This is a genomic window from Bacteroides sp. OF04-15BH, from assembly GCF_003477995.1.
In the GTDB taxonomy this organism is placed as follows: Bacteria; Bacteroidota; Bacteroidia; order Bacteroidales; family Bacteroidaceae; genus Paraprevotella.
In genome coordinates, this window is the sequence record NZ_QUEM01000013.1 from 30,915 (window position 1) to 46,167 (window position 15,253).

The 15,253-nt window shown below is 50.2% G+C and carries 9 protein-coding genes; 5 read left to right on the top strand and 4 right to left on the bottom strand.

Annotated elements, in window-relative coordinates; genetic code table 11:
- Positions 1-32: 32 nt before the first annotated feature.
- Together DXA74_RS07545 and DXA74_RS07550 are read right to left on the bottom strand one after the other, a co-directional pair.
- Entirely contained in the window at positions 33-1,280 is a 1,248-nt protein-coding gene (locus DXA74_RS07545) for an efflux RND transporter periplasmic adaptor subunit (RefSeq protein WP_118526273.1), read from the bottom strand.
- Positions 1,281-1,322: 42 nt separating this feature from the next.
- Positions 1,323-2,807: a TolC family protein gene (locus tag DXA74_RS07550; RefSeq protein WP_118526275.1), complete on the bottom strand. Its 1,485-nt coding sequence runs from the start codon at positions 2,805-2,807 to the stop codon at positions 1,323-1,325.
- 218 nt (positions 2,808-3,025) lie between these two features.
- Between DXA74_RS07550 and DXA74_RS07555 the strand changes: the two genes are divergently transcribed.
- From DXA74_RS07555 to DXA74_RS07565, 3 genes are all read left to right on the top strand, one after another.
- Positions 3,026-4,396 carry a sigma-54 dependent transcriptional regulator gene (locus DXA74_RS07555; RefSeq protein ID WP_118526349.1) on the top strand — a complete coding sequence of 457 codons (1,371 nt, stop codon included), beginning with the start codon at positions 3,026-3,028 and terminating at the stop codon, positions 4,394-4,396.
- Between the two features lie 12 nt (positions 4,397-4,408).
- Positions 4,409-5,683, top strand: coding sequence for a PAS domain-containing sensor histidine kinase (locus DXA74_RS07560; RefSeq protein WP_118526277.1), 1,275 nt, complete (start codon positions 4,409-4,411; stop codon positions 5,681-5,683).
- 92 nt (positions 5,684-5,775) lie between these two features.
- The gene (locus DXA74_RS07565) at positions 5,776-7,890 is read left to right on the top strand and encodes a hypothetical protein (RefSeq protein WP_147401051.1); all 2,115 of its coding nucleotides are present in this window, start codon (positions 5,776-5,778) and stop codon (positions 7,888-7,890) included.
- Positions 7,891-8,019: 129 nt separating this feature from the next.
- On the opposite strand, the gene DXA74_RS07570 is transcribed toward DXA74_RS07565, so the two are convergent.
- Together DXA74_RS07570 and DXA74_RS07575 are read right to left on the bottom strand one after the other, a co-directional pair.
- The gene (locus DXA74_RS07570; protein WP_370448491.1) at positions 8,020-8,859 is read right to left on the bottom strand and encodes a PAS domain-containing sensor histidine kinase; all 840 of its coding nucleotides are present in this window, start codon (positions 8,857-8,859) and stop codon (positions 8,020-8,022) included.
- Entirely contained in the window at positions 8,856-9,377 is a 522-nt protein-coding gene (locus DXA74_RS07575; protein WP_118526281.1) for a response regulator, read from the bottom strand. The genes DXA74_RS07570 and DXA74_RS07575 overlap by 4 nt, the downstream gene beginning before the upstream one ends.
- A gap of 248 nt (positions 9,378-9,625) precedes the next feature.
- On the opposite strand from DXA74_RS07575, the gene DXA74_RS07585 reads away from it, so the two are divergent.
- Positions 9,626-12,508, top strand: a complete 2,883-nt coding sequence (locus DXA74_RS07585) for a TonB-dependent receptor (RefSeq protein WP_158576038.1) — start codon at positions 9,626-9,628, stop codon at positions 12,506-12,508.
- A gap of 275 nt (positions 12,509-12,783) precedes the next feature.
- Positions 12,784-15,135, top strand: a complete 2,352-nt coding sequence (locus DXA74_RS07590) for an ABC transporter permease (protein WP_158576039.1) — start codon at positions 12,784-12,786, stop codon at positions 15,133-15,135.
- Positions 15,136-15,253 lie beyond the last annotated feature (118 nt).

Consider the following 15,253-nt stretch of genomic DNA (forward strand, 5'->3'; position numbering starts at 1 on the left):
AATTCTTGTTGTTTAAAAATTATTTACCAAGTTCAGAACACCAGTTCCTCTACATCACCAAAGTTATCATATCCTGTGGTAATGACACAATCTCCGGGCTGCAAACCTTCCACAATTTCATACTGCACGGGATTCTGACGCCCTATTTGTATCGGTATCTTCACGGCCCGTGTCTTGTCGGCATTCAGCTTGTAAATCCAGCGTCCGCCGGTGTGTTGATAAAAATTACCGCGCGGAATAACCAGCACCTTTTCCGGCTGTCCCAGTTCGATCTGCACGCGGAAACTCTTTCCCAGACGCACATTCTCGGGTACATCACCGGTAAAGACCAGATCCACATCAAAAGAGCGGTTCTTCACTTCCGGCACAACCTTGCTGACCCGCAACGGATATTTTTTACCCTGATAAGAGATCGTAGCCGGAAGCCCGGTAGTAATACGGTCCACATAATACTCGTTGAGCGAGGTATGCACCTTGAAACGGTCGGTCACCTTGATGGCGGCAATCTGTTCTCCGGCACCGACTTTCTGTCCAAGAGTCACACTGACAAAACTCAACTGTCCGTCGGCCGGAGCACGCACCACCAGATCTTCCAGACGCTCCACGCTCCGCTCCAGTTTTTTCTGGCTTCGGATACGGTCATTGCGCAACAGCTCGCGCCGTATTCCGTTCAGCACCGAATCGCTCCGGAGGCTCTGAAGCTGCAACTGGGTAGATTTCGTTTTATAACGGTATTCATCCTCCGACACTTCAAGCTGTGCCTTGCTGCGTATGCCCATGGCATATTCCTCTTTCTCCAGATTATAGCTCTTGCGGATCTTGTTCAGTTCATATTCCGCATTCAGAGTCTGCTGCTTCAGGGTGAGACTCTTCTGCTCCATCTCCAGTTCCTGCTCCCGGTAGGACATACATTGCTTCTCCCACTCGTCGCGCTGATCTTCGATGTCGTGCATCAGAGTCGTATTCCCCAAAATCAGGATCGTGTCGCCTTGCTTCATCTGTTTGCCGTCTTCGGCCACGATACGTTCCACATGACCGCCCTCGCGTGTGTTTACCATGAGCGTCATAATAGGCTGCACCACACCTTCCACATCCACATACTCCAGAAAGTCGGCATGTTCTGCCTGTCCGGTCTGCACCTGATCGAGCTGAATCCGCAGGCGTTGCGGACCGGCCGCCTGCACCAGAGCATAGACGAGCAGAGCGGCCAGCACCACTCCACCGGCCAAAGCATAACGGTAACGCACGTACCAGGGTTTCTTCTTTAATTGAATATCCATAATATCTTTTTTTAAATGTTTCGTTTTTTCAGAGTTCATATTCTATCGCCGCAGTTCCGCCTCCTCCAGTTCATGGCTCAAAGGGCAACGGGTGCGGAAGTCGTATTGCGTCAGGCTGCGCAAACCGTAATACAATGTCCAGTATGTTCTCATGGAAGAAATGTAGCTGCGCTGTGCCGCATCCTTTTCGCTGGTGGCCGCATTCAGATCCAGAATGGTGGATTTGCCCGAAAGATAGAGTTTCAGCGCCACTTCGTAACGCCTCCTTGCGGTCTGCTCCGTGCGCACCGCAATAGCCACCTGACGGGCCTGAAGATTAAACTGCCGCACCATTTTGCGCACATTCTGCTCAAAGTCGTCCACAGCCTGACTGACCTGTGTTTCGGTCAGCTCCATCTGCGAGCGGGCCACCCTTACCCGTCCGCGGCCACGCCCCCAGTCCAGAATCGGGAAAGCCAAGGACACCCGCACATACTGCTGGTTCAGCGGATCGCGGTAAGAGTCCTGAAAACGGTCGGCTGTCTGCGACAGTCCGAACTGCATATACAGGTCGGCTTTCAGTCCGCGCGAAGCTTTTGCCGAGGCGAGATTGCTCTTACTCTCCAAGATACGGCGCTTGAAGTTCTCGGGTTCGGGACTGTTTTCGTACGCCAGACGCAAAGCCTCATCTATCGGCACTTCAAAAGGTATGATGCTGTCGGTGGGAAGCACCTCAATATCCTGCCGGTCGCCCAATCCTAAAAAGGAACGGAGCGTCTGCATGGCGTCTTCCACATCCATACGTGCCTGCATCACATTGGCTTCTTCATTCAGCTTGTTTACCTCCAGCTGCAACATTTCATTCTCCGTAATACTGCCGATGCGGTAACGCCCCTGCGCATAGCGCCAGAGCGTATCGGCCGAAGCCTGATTGGAAAGGGCAATGTTCAGATTGGTCTGTGCCGAAGCCAACGCATAAAAGTAATTGCAGGTCTGCGATGCGATCAGCTCCAAGGTTTCGGCATACGACTTCTGCGCCTCACGGTAACGCACCGGTTCGATACGCCGGTTCCATTTCAGACTGTTGTATCCGAAGAAGGACTGGTTGTAACCGATGGAAAAGGGTTTCGTATTATAAGAGGTAGTCCGTCCGCCCAACTCGTCCATCCGGTTTACGGAAGACTGGAGGAACAGATTACCGCCCGTGAACCACACATTCTGGCTGATGGTCAGCGACAGGTCGGTGTTCAGAGTATTCTGCGCCTTGAACTGTTCCGTACCGTCGGGCTGCGTCACCCGGTTAATCTGACGGTTCAGATAAGGGTCGGAAGAAAGGCTCACCTCGGGCAGATAGTTGGCCTTGAAAGAACGGTAGTTCCAATAGGCCGACCGGTAGGTATGCCGGGCTGCCTGTGCGTCGGGCGATGCCTTCTGGGCCTGAAGAATGGCTTCGGCCAAAGTGAAGGTCCGTTTGGTATCTTGGTCCTCGGCCAGCAGCGGAAGTGTTCCGACCAGCCATGCCGAAAAAAGCAGGAGTAAATGTTTCATGGTCTTCTTGTTTTTCGTCTGTTTTTCTCCTTTAGACATTCAAAAACCGTGCCAAATGAATAATCCACTCAACAACAGCAAGTTGGCAAAAAGGCTCTTTTAAAACGCCGTGCGTTTCCGCACAAAAATCGTGCGGAAACGCACGCACAACACAAGCAGAAATGTTTTATCTTTGCCCCGTAGAAAAACAAGAAACCATAAAAACATAAAAAAAGATGATGACTAAGGATGGAAAAATACTGATTATAGACGACAACGAAGATGTGCTCTTCGCCCTGAATCTGTTGCTGGAACCGGTGTTCGAAAAGATAAAGGTTACCACACAGCCGGACCGCATCCGCTATTTCATGGAAACCTATCAGCCGGACGTGATTCTGCTGGACATGAATTTCTGCCGGGACGCCATCAGCGGACAGGAAGGCTTTGAATATCTCGGGCAGATTCTGACGATAGACCCGCAGGCTGTCGTAGTGTTCATGACAGCGTATGCCGACACGGAGAAAGCCGTGCGCGCCATCAAGGCGGGCGCCACCGACTTTATCTCCAAACCGTGGGAAAAGGAAAAACTGCTGGCCACCCTCTCCTCGGCGCTCAAGCTCAGTCAGTCCAAAAAGGAAATTGACCGTCTGCAGGAACAGGTATCGGCCCTGAAAGAGGGCGACGAACTGCCGGAACTGATCGGAGAATCTCCGGCCATGCTTCAGGTCAAGGAAACCATCTATCAGTTGGCAGATACGAACGCCAATATCCTGATCTTGGGAGAAAACGGTACGGGCAAGGATGTTGTGGCCCGCATGGTGAAACACTTCTCTCCGCGCCGCCATGAGGCACTGATCACCATCGACTTGGGCAGCATTCCCGAACAGCTGTTCGAAAGTGAACTTTTCGGATACGAGAAAGGAGCCTTTACCGATGCGCGCACGTCCAAACCGGGACGTATGGAAATGGCTTCGGGCGGCACACTCTTCCTCGACGAAATCGGCAATCTGTCGCTTCCCATGCAGGCCAAGTTGCTTACAGCTCTGGAGAAGCGGTGCATCACCCGTCTGGGCGCGGTGGAAACGCGCGACATCGACATCCGCCTCATCTGCGCCACCAATGCCAACCTCACCGCACAGGCTCAGGAAGGCAGTTTCCGTCAGGACCTGCTCTACCGCATCAACACCATCGAGCTGCACATCCCGCCTTTGCGTGAGCGTGGCGAGGACATCATCCTGCTGGCCATGCACTTTCTGAAACTGTATAACCGGAAATATAAAAAGAATATTACGGGACTGAGCCGGGAAGCCAAAAGCAAACTGATGAAGTACAACTGGCCGGGCAATGTGCGCGAGCTGCAACATATCATGGAGCGCGCCGCCATTCTGAGCAATAATCTGGTGCTGCGTCCCGAGGATCTGCTGTTGCCTTCCGACCGGGTGAAGGAACAAAAGGAAACGGAACTGGAAGAGCTGAATCTGGAGAAACTGGAACGGCGCGCCATAGAAAAGGCGGTGCGCCTCAGCAACGGCAATCTGACCTATGCCGCCGAACTGTTGGGCATCACACGCTTTGCCCTCTACCGGAAAATGAACAAACTGAATCTCTAAAACCGACGAGCCATGAAAACGTATTCCTTTTATATCATTACCCACATCACCGGCATTGTGGCCTGCAGTCTTTTAGGCGCATTTTTGGGTACCCGCCATCTGTGGTTCTCCGTGACGGGCTGTGCCCTGCTGCTTCTGGTGCTGGCCATCCGGCTCTATCGCATCCAGATGCGGCAGACCAAGATGCTGCAACGGATTGTGGAGTGCGTCAGATCGCAATCGCTCTCCGAAAGGATCACCGCTCCATTCGAGAGCCGCACCATCGTACATCTGGCGCGGGAACTGAGTGTGCTGCTTCAGGATCAGAAAGAGAAAATGCAGAAGGAAGAAGCCCGTTTCCGCTACTACGAACAGTTGCTTCAGGAGGTGGATACCGCCCTGATTGTGGCCAACGCACAAGGCATCGTGGAATGGTGCAACTGTTCCGCCACCCGCCTGTTCGGCAGATCGGTACGCCTGCCGGAGTGCATCTGTCAGGCTCTGACCGAAGGACAAGAGGTGATGCACTATGAACACGAAGGCCGGCCGATGGATCTGGCCCTGTCGCAAAACCGCATGCTGGTGCAGGGACGCGAGTGCCGCATCATCAGTCTGAAGAATCTGCACGGCACTCTGAACCGTACGGAAATGGAGGCCTGGCAGAAACTGATCCGGGTACTGACGCATGAGATCATGAATTCCATCACTCCAATCATCTCCCTGTCGGACACACTGTGCGAACGGAGTAGCGAAGGTCCGCTGAGCGAATCGGCACAGCAGACCCTGCAACAGGGGTTGGGCATCATCCACCGGCGCTGCAAGGGACTGATGGAGTTTGTACAGAATTACCGTAAGCTGACGCGCATCGCTCCGCCCGTAAAGACACCCATTGAGGTAAGCGCCTTTCTGAAAGACCTGCAACGGCTGGTTGGCGGCACAGACATCCGCTTCACGGACGATACGCCCGCCGGCTGCGTCTGGCATGCCGACCGCGCCCAGATGGAACAGGTGTTCCTCAATCTGCTGAAGAATGCCCGTGAGGCCTGCCGCAACCGTACAGCACCGGAAATCATCGTGCGCGCCTGCAAACAAAAAAAGCGGATTGTATTCACCATAAAAGATAATGGAGAAGGCATCCTGCCGGAAGTACGCGAACGGATCTTCGTTCCCTTCTTCACCACCAAGCCCAACGGTTCGGGCATCGGCCTGAGCCTGTGCCGCCAGATCGTTACCCTGCACGACGGCAGCATTCTGGTGCATTCCGAGCCGGACCGCGGCAGTGAATTCATTCTGGAGTTTGCAGAATAATCTATTTTCAGAAGCATTTGTTTGCGGATTGAACTTTTGTTTCCTATATTTGGCTCAGCTTATACTTTTTTTCACTTAAAAACCTAATCATTATGAAACAACCATTCAAGAAAGTCCGAACCATGCTTCCATTACTCTGTACCCTCACGTGGGGAACCGTGCCCCTGATAGTGGGAAGCACACTTCTGGCCTCCTGCGACATTATCAATGTGGGCGGAGAAGAAGACGATGACGAACATGATGGAGAAGGCGGTAATATAGAAGAGCCGTCATTACCCAGCGAAGGCGAAACCAGCGATGGCAAAGCACCGTATGTCCGGTTCCAGACAGACACCCTGCGCCTGCCCGCTTATCAGAAAGAAGCTTTCAATCTGGCATACGAGACCAATGTCTACAATGGATATTATATGCTCGAAAGCCTGAAAAACTACAAGGATTCGGGAGAATATGCCCAGCAGGAACCTGACTTCATCCTGCAGTATCCCGAAGGAAATATATTTGTGGAACAGAAAACTCTGAATCTGGATTTTTACAACAACCACACTCCGAAACCGAAGTTCGACCACATTCTGATTTATCAAAGAATGTCCGACAAGGATACTCTGATCGGCAAGTTACCGGTTGTGCAGGAAGTGGGTGCCAGCATCACCCCCAAGGTTGCGAAGGCAGACCTGAACAGCGTGACGCTGGAGCTGAATCCGCACAACGGAGCTACCCAATATGCTATCCACGTCAGTCAGGACTCCATTCCGCTTGCCAGCATCATTCGGGATGTAAACGAAGGCATGGACAAACTGTTCACTTCTACATCGACGCTTCCGGCCAACCGGATGCATGTGGTGGAGAACCTGCAGGATGCTACCGGATATTATGCCTACATCATGGCATACGACCAGGAGAACAACGCCGGTGCCATTACCATGATTCCTTTTGCTACAAGCATACGCAACAGCGAAGATGATCTGGTTCTGGAAATCTCCCTGAATCCGCTGAACAACTTCACGGCCTATCTTCCCTTTGAGGGCAACGTCAAGGGAGTTGTCGACTGGGGCGACGGCAACAGCGAGGCAGTCAACACCTACATCGGCTCGGCTGGGGAACTGAACCATCACTACGACCGGATATCCAGCGTGACCAAAAAGCAAATCCGCTTCCGCGGCAGTGTGGACTATCTGACTTCTACATCCACCTACAAGGACTATATCCGCAACTCGCTCACCGGCATCGTACAATGGGGAAGACCCAATCTGAAGACCATCAGTTTCCGGGAAGTGAAAACCCTGAAGACCCTGCCCAAGGACACCCGCGGCGCACTGGCCGATCTGGAAAGCCTGGATGAATGTTTCTACAAATGCACGGCTCTGGAGACACTGCCCGAAGGTCTGTTTACCTATGCCAGCAAGGTGAGCAGTTTCAACCGCACCTTCTACGGATGCACCTCGCTCCGCTCTGTGCCGGCCGACCTCTTTGCCGCGGCCAAGAATGCGACCTCTTTCTACTACACCTTCTTTGAATGCAGTGCGCTGACCTCTGTTCCGGAAGATCTGTTTGCCCAGAATACCCAGGCCAATAACATGAATGAGATTTTTGCCTACTGCACCTCATTGGAAAGCATTCCGGCCGGACTGTTCCGCAACAATGCCAACCTGAACTCCATGAGATCTGCCTTCACCCACTGCACTTCTCTGAAGACTATTCCGCAAGGACTGCTTTCTGCCTGCAGCAGAGTTACCGTTCTCGGCGAGGTACATTACCCAGCCAACAACTCGGCATCGGGTATTTTCTCGGATTGCACCGCTCTGGAAAGCATTCCGGAAGACCTGTTCTCTGCCATGACGAATCTGGAAAATGCTCCGGGAATTTTTGACGGCTGCACCGCTCTGAAAGCCATTCCGGAAAACCTGTTTGCCAACAACAAGAAACTGCGCAAAATAGAATTTGCCTTTTCAGGCTGCAAGTCGCTGACCAGTCTGCCGACCGGACTGTTTGACCAGAACCTCATGCTGGAAAGTATCTACAATGTCTTCGCCGGCTGTTCCTCACTCCGCGGAGAAAGCCCCTATACCGTGATTGACGGCAAAAAGGTGCATCTGTACGAGCGAGGCAATTATCCGGACTATTTCCTGAGCATTGCCAGCTATTCGGATACTTTCAAAGGTTGTACCAACCTGTCGGATTACGGACAGATGCCCGAACTCTGGAAATAAAAGATCATAGCCTCTCATCTTATATTACTCCCCTGGAGGTAATGTTTTACTTACAGGGAAGTAATAGATTACCCCCGGCGCAGTAATTCCTTACTGTGCCGGGGGTAATTTCATTTTATCCTCTTCCGTTTACCGGATCATAAAAGTTACCGTATAACCGCTCACCGGCCTTTCGGCCAGCGTAAGCATATATCCCTGACGAACCATCAGCTGACGCGACAAGGACAGTCCGATACCCGAACCGGTTTTCTTGGTCGTAAAGAAAGGAACGAATATCTCACAAGCCACATCTGCCGGAATAGGCATACCGTTGTTGCTGACATAAAGACCGTCGCGCCAACGGACGTCCATCTTCGTGGCACCGGCTTCAAGGGCGTTCTTCACCAGATTAATCAGCACCTGCCGCCACATGTTCTCGTCCAGACTGAGGATGACGGACGGCTCTATATTCAGATGCCATTCCAAATCGGGATAGAGTGCCCGAATGCTTTCCACAAAAGGACACAAGACCACCTCTTCGAGATTAGGCTCCTGCAGACTGGTCAGCTTGCGATAGCTGTCTACAAAAGCCGAGAGTCCGCAACTGGTTTCATAAATGGCCCGGATGCCTTCTTCATAAAAACTGCCCTTGATCTTGGGATGATTCAGATACGCCTGACTGATGCTGGAGATAGGCGCTGTGGCATTCATGATTTCATGCGTCAGCACACGTGTCAGGCGTTGCCAGGACTCCACTTCATTTTGGGCCAACAAACGGCTGATGTCCTCGCTCAGATCATTCACCGTACGCTGGAGCGCACGCTCGCCGAAGAACAGTCCCTTGACCGGCAAGCGGTGGGCAAAATCACGGTTGCGCACCGCCTCCCGGAGCAGAAAGGCCCGCTCCTCAAGCAGTTTCTGATGGCGGTAGAACCAGATTCCGGCCCACAGAACAACTATCCCGACAATCACCACACCGTAAATCATCATCGCTTCATTTTGGCATAAAGGGTTTGCCGCGTAATGCCGAGCAGCTCCGCAGCTTTACTGATATTTCCATGACACTTGTCCAGAACCTTGTGCACATGCTCCAGCTCCACCTGTTCCAATGGAACCACCTCCCGACTGTTGTCAATGGCATCCTTCAGCACACGCACCAGTTCTTCATTGTCCCACGGCTTTGTCACAAAATCCACAGCCCCGGTTTTCAGTCCGCGCACCGCCAGTTTCACATCGGCATAAGCTGTAACCAGCACCACAGGGATATCGGGATGTTGGCGGTGAATCATCCGGAGCCAGAGTAGTCCGTCCTGCCCCGAATTCACGCCAAGCGTAAAATTCATATCCAGAAGAATCACATCTATTGTTTCCTGATTCAGCGTCACCATAATGCTGTCGGGTTTGGACAATGTGATAATCCGCTCAAAGACACCGTCGAGACAGATTTTCGCGGCGGTCAGAATCGCCGGATTGTCATCCACAACCAGAATTGTTCCGTAATTTGCCATATATATAATGAATCGTATAAATTATTGTTTTCCTATCGCGTGCTGTTTCTTAACACAGTTCAAAGATAACAAATTCCGGAATAGCCCCCACCCTGCCATCGTCATTTTAATCGGGCCGGCAACAGTTTGTATGATTATCATACAGCAAAGTGTATGATAATCATACAAACCGCCGTTACGCCCTTCCGAAAGCATGGCCAGCCCAAATTCTCCCCCTACTTTTGTGCAAACCTCAAACAAAAATGACGATGAAAAAACAAACTATTCTATTTCTGATGCTCGCGATAATGTTCGGAGCAACCTCAGCCCAAGGCCAGAGAACCCGTTCCATTTCCGGACTGGTGAAGAATCTTTTTACAAACGAAAATATAAACAATGTCAGGGTATATCTGCTCCAAAAGGACAGTACTGCAATAGACTCCATGAATACCGGTTCTGGATATTTCCGGATGCCATGGGAGAAACCGGGGGAATACTTGCTCCGTTTTGAGCACGAAGATTTTGAAACGGCTTACCACCCCATAACCGTCAAATTCTACCGGAGAGCACCGAACACCGACCTGGGATTCTTTTACATGCGCAAAAAATATGAACTGAAAGAACAGGTCATGGATGAGATTGTGGTCAAGGCCACCAAAGTGAAGTTCTACATGAACGGAGACACCGTGGTGTATGACGCGTCTGCTTTCCGGCTGGCCGAGGGTTCCATGCTGGACAAGCTCATCGAGAAACTGCCGGGCGTGGAAATCAAGGACGACGGACGCATCTTTGCCAAAGGCAAGTTCGTGACCAGCCTGCTCCTGAACGGCGAAGCGTTTTTCGGCAACAACAGCAAGGTGCTTCTGGAAAACCTGCCGGCCATGACCGTGGACAAGGTTAAAGTGTATAATAAAAAAGACAAATTCAACGAAGCGATGCAGCTCAAGGCCGATGAAGGCAACCTGGTGATGGACGTACGCCTCAAAAAGGAATATTCCACCGGGTATGTCGGTAACATGGAAGGAGGATATGGAACAGACAATCGCTACATGGGACGTCTCTTCGCCTCACGCTTCACACCTTTCTCAAGGATCTCGGTTCTCGCCAACGTGAACAACCTGAATGATGAGCGCACACCGGGTGCCAACAGCAACTGGACTCCGGGAAACAACACCAACGGGCTTCAGGAGCGACAAATCGCGGGCATCAACCATTTTCTTACGGACAACAAGATATACAAGTCGAGCACGAATGTGCAGGTTACCCATCTCCATGCGGACAACCGGCAGAGAACAAGCGGTGAGAACTTCCTGTCAGAAGGAAACACTTTCAAGGAAAGCTCTTCCAATAGCCGGAATGACTCCTGGCAGATGAATGCCAGTCATGCGCTGGAAATAAACCGGTTGCAGGAAAAGGGAAAGCTTCAGCTGACAACCAATACGTCTTTCTCTTACAACAAGAACAAAACGAACGGGACATCCACGGGAGCGAATTTCAGTGTCAATCCGGAGAATCTGGGAAATGTGATGGACAGTCTGTTCCTGGAAGGAAACAACTTCGATTTCTATAAATATCTGCTGATGAGGGGGTACGCTGATTACATTTATAAGGGTGACCACATGAACGCCAAATTCAACGGAGTCTTTTCCAAACAGATTGCCCACACCTACGACTTTCTGAGAATATTTCTGGACGCTTCCTGGAACAAGGCCGATTATGATATCTTCCAAAGAATTTATTACAACTATCCGAACAACCAGATCGCAACGACTGATTACCGGAACATGTACCGGGATACGCCGCAAAAGTCCTACAATTACTCCGCACGGGCGGAATACCGCTTCTACCTGCCCACACGGACCCAGTCGCTCGACCTGACTCCTTACTACCAGTACGGACAGAGCTTCAACTCCGGTAGCGAACGTATTTATCAGCTGGGAGAATATGGCGCATGGGGATTCCCAAACGGGCACGACATAGGCATCATTCCTTCTACAGAGGACTCTCTGTATCAGGTGCTGGACGTTCAGAACAGCTACAATCAGGGACGGCATGACTTCAAGCACAAGCCGGGCGTGCGTCTGGCCTGGGACAACTTCAATACAGAGAAGAAGCACAAATGGTCCGTATACATCGAGCCTCCCATGCGCATCGAGCATTATGCCATGGATTACCAAAGAAACAAGCTGGATACAACCATCACCCGGAATGTCGTTTTCTTTGAGCCGTATGTCAAGCTGACTCACAAGACCAAGGACAAGCACGATGATCTCTCTCTGACCTATCTATGCAACTCCTATGCTCCGGACCTGAGCAGTCTGGTCAGCGTCGTGGATGACAAGGATCCGATGAACACCATCTACGGCAATCCGGATCTGAAGAACACGACCAATCATTCTTTGGCCCTGACTTATTCCAACTTTCTGAAAGGACAGCGCACGGTCTCTGCCAACATGAGCTATAACTACAGCAAGAATGCCGTGATCATGGGATACAGCTACGACCGGAATACGACCAAGAAGATATCCCGCCCGGAAAACATATCCGGACGCTGGAACACGCAAATGAGTGTGGGCTTCTCCAGCCCGGTGGACAAGCAGAAAAAGATCACCCTGTATACCAATACCAACGCCATTTATGTGAACAGTGTGGATCTCTTCGGCGAAGACCAGACCTACCGCGTGATGAAGTACAAGGTGAAATCACTCTACCTGACAGAGAACCTGAGAGCGGAAATGCGCTACGACAAATGGTCCGTGGGACTGAAAGGAGTGGCGACCTGGACACACAGTAATTCGGAAAGAAAAGACTTTGAAACCATCAATGCCGTGGACTTCAACTATGGAATGACCGGAAGAGTGGAGCTTCCTTGGGGTATGGAAGTCAATACCGACCTGACTATGTTCAGCCGCAGAGGATATACCTCGGCAGATATGAATACCAACGAGCTGGTGTGGAACATGCGTATCGCCAAAAAGATGATGGACGGTAACCTGTCTGTGATGCTGGACGGATTCGACTTGTTGGGACAGCTCTCCAGTGTACGGAACGTAATCACCGCGGAAGGCCGGACAGAGACCTGGAACAACGTCATCCCCCGCTATGCCCTGCTGCATGTGGTATACCGGTTTAATGTAAACAAGAAAAAGTAATAAAAAGAAGTATCAACCAAAATATTCATATAATAGCAACAAATTAAATAATAAATATTATATAAATAACATTGACTGTATTCTGAAAAAGCATAACTTTGCATCATTATTATCGGTGAATGCTATTAAGATTGAACCCAGTAGCTATGGAAATCCCATACTACTGGGGCTTTCTGATAAATTTGGAATGTTATAAACGCCCCAAATGCCCGATAAGCAAACAAAAGACAATATGAATAATTCAATATAAAAAGTAGAATTAATATTCCATGTCCATGAAATATTTGCTTTATTTCTTCCGTAGATACAAGCTGGCCAGCCTGCTTAACCTTTTAGGATTAAGTATAGCTATTGCCCTATTCTACCTGTTTCAGACACAAACAGAATACAACCGCAATTACAATACCAGCCTGAAAGATTATCAGCGAACCTATCGGGTAGAAACCTCCTCATTTACCTCACAGCCTTATGACTGGAATATCGTGTTTCCGATAGAGATTGTTTCATACTGGCAGAACCTGCCTCATATAGAACAGATCAGCAGTCTGTGCGCCTTGACGGAACAAGTAGAAACGGAATACAAGGGCATGTCCTACCAACTCAGTTATCTGGATCTGGGTTCGAATGCCATTGGTTTTTGGGGAATCAGGATGCAGTCCGATGCAAACAGTGCACAAACAGACCTACCAGAATATATCCTCAGCGAAAAAACAGCCCGAAGGATATTCGGAGCAGAGAATCCCATTGGAAAAACCTTGTTTATTACAGAAGAAAACCGTAAACGTCCGGTAACCATTCAGGGCATTTATCAGGACTTTCCGGACAACAGCTCCATAAAAAACGGACTTATCCGTCGCAGGGAGCATTTTCACTTAGGAAACTGGAGCAATTGGAACTATGCAATTTTTGTACGTCTGGACGATCCTAAAAACAAAATATCCGTAGAAAAAGCCCTGACAGAAAGCTTCTTTCAGTCTTCTAAAAAAGACTCTTTCCGGTTGCTTCCTGTCCAGCAAGCAAACTTCAGCAAACTTACTCAGGCAAACGGAAGCAGGTATCGCCCTTCAGGCCACATGATGTCCATCATTTCCATTCTCGCCCTGTTTGTCGGCCTGTTTAACTTTACGAACTTCTCTCTGGCGCAGGCACCGCTGCGTATGCGCAGCATGATCACCCGCAAAGTGATGGGAGCCTCCACGGCCAGCCTGCGCCGGGAAATGGTACTGGAGAATATCTTCCTGACGGCAGTAGCCTTAGCCGGTGCAGCCTTTCTGATTCTGATCTTTCAGAAAAGTCCGGAATGCATGAATCTGGTTTCAGGTGACATCAGTTTTCAAAATCACGGGCAACTGACAGGCATTACCTTGCTCACCACATTAGGAATTGGAATCCTGTCGGCTCTGTTTTCTGCCTGGTATGCCACCTCCATTCCATCGGCCCTTGTGCTTAAAGGTTCATTCGGACAGTCACCACGCGGAAAGAAACTGCGCTGGATCATACTTACCGGCCAGTTTGTTGTGGCCTTTGCCATGACTCTGTATGCACTGGTCATGACCGGACAGACACATTATATTTTCAATGCCGACTATGGCTTCAATAAGGATAAAGTGCTCTATGCCCAAATCCCGGATGCGGCCATAAACAAGAAAGATTATCTGAAACAGGAAATTACCCGACTTCCCTTTGTAAAAAGCAGCAGTTTCGCTGCAGATATATTGGGAAACGCCGACCGGTATATGTACTGGGGACGTGGAAGCGGAAACCATCGCATATCTTTCCAAGCCCTGTGTGTGGACGCAGACTTCCTGAAAACCATGGATATTAAGATCGCAAAAGGACGAGATTTCAATCCACAGGACAGTAAAGGTGCCTATATCCTGAACCAAACCATGAGCCGGAAATTTCCCTGGCTTTCACTGAACCAACCAATAAATAAAAATATCAAGGATTGGAACACCCCGGAAGGGCATTATCCGGTGGTGGGCATCTGCGAAAACTATAAACTCACCTCCATGCGCTATGACAGCCATACGATTCCTGCCGCGTTTGTCATCATGGGGCCGGATATGGCCGAATGGGGCGACCGCAATAAAAAGATCTTTGTACGCATCGCCCAAGGATACGACAAGCTGGAGGCCAAGAAGCAGTTGGAACAACTGATCAAACAGTTGGATACGGAAGAGAGTTGCGAATTCCGATTCCTGGACGAAGATCTGCAGATTACTTACGAAGAAGAATTCCTGTTCATTGCCCAAGTAAGATTCTTCGCCTTCATCTGTATCTTCATCACGCTCATCGGAGTATTCTGCCTCACCTTATTTGAAACGGAATACCGGAGAAAGGAAATAGCCATCCGCAAAATTATGGGCAGCACGGTGCATGAAATACTTCTGCTCTTTGCCGGACGCTATCTGATTCCTCTGCTTGCAGCCTTTGTGCTTGCCGCTCCGATCGGCTACTTGATCAGCACAAAATGGTTGCAGAATTTTGCCGAGCATACCCCGATATACTGGTGGTTCTTCCCATTGGCCTTTTTGATGGTCAGCACTGTGGTACTCCTGACCGTTGTCTTGCAGAGCGGACGTGTGGCCACAGAAAATCCGGTAAACAGTATCAAAACAGAATAAGTCCAATACATTTTCAAACCTTGGCAGCACCACATTGTATGATTATTATACGACCGACTGTATGATTATCATACAATGTGGTGCTGTGTTCTTCCTATTTCTTGTCCGCTGCCGGTCG

What these genes read in the sequence shown, in the direction of transcription:
- DXA74_RS07545 (WP_118526273.1), bottom strand. Translation starts at nt 1,280, where the DNA reads ATGGATATTCAATTAAAGAAGAAACCCTGGTACGTGCGTTACCGTTAT.
- DXA74_RS07550 (WP_118526275.1), bottom strand. Translation starts at nt 2,807, where the DNA reads ATGAAACATTTACTCCTGCTTTTTTCGGCATGGCTGGTCGGAACACTT.
- DXA74_RS07555 (WP_118526349.1), top strand. Translation starts at nt 3,026, where the DNA reads ATGACTAAGGATGGAAAAATACTGATTATAGACGACAACGAAGATGTG.
- DXA74_RS07560 (WP_118526277.1), top strand. Translation starts at nt 4,409, where the DNA reads ATGAAAACGTATTCCTTTTATATCATTACCCACATCACCGGCATTGTG.
- DXA74_RS07565 (WP_147401051.1), top strand. Translation starts at nt 5,776, where the DNA reads ATGAAACAACCATTCAAGAAAGTCCGAACCATGCTTCCATTACTCTGT.
- DXA74_RS07570 (WP_370448491.1), bottom strand. Translation starts at nt 8,859, where the DNA reads ATGATGATTTACGGTGTGGTGATTGTCGGGATAGTTGTTCTGTGGGCC.
- DXA74_RS07575 (WP_118526281.1), bottom strand. Translation starts at nt 9,377, where the DNA reads ATGGCAAATTACGGAACAATTCTGGTTGTGGATGACAATCCGGCGATT.
- DXA74_RS07585 (WP_158576038.1), top strand. Translation starts at nt 9,626, where the DNA reads ATGAAAAAACAAACTATTCTATTTCTGATGCTCGCGATAATGTTCGGA.
- DXA74_RS07590 (WP_158576039.1), top strand. Translation starts at nt 12,784, where the DNA reads ATGAAATATTTGCTTTATTTCTTCCGTAGATACAAGCTGGCCAGCCTG.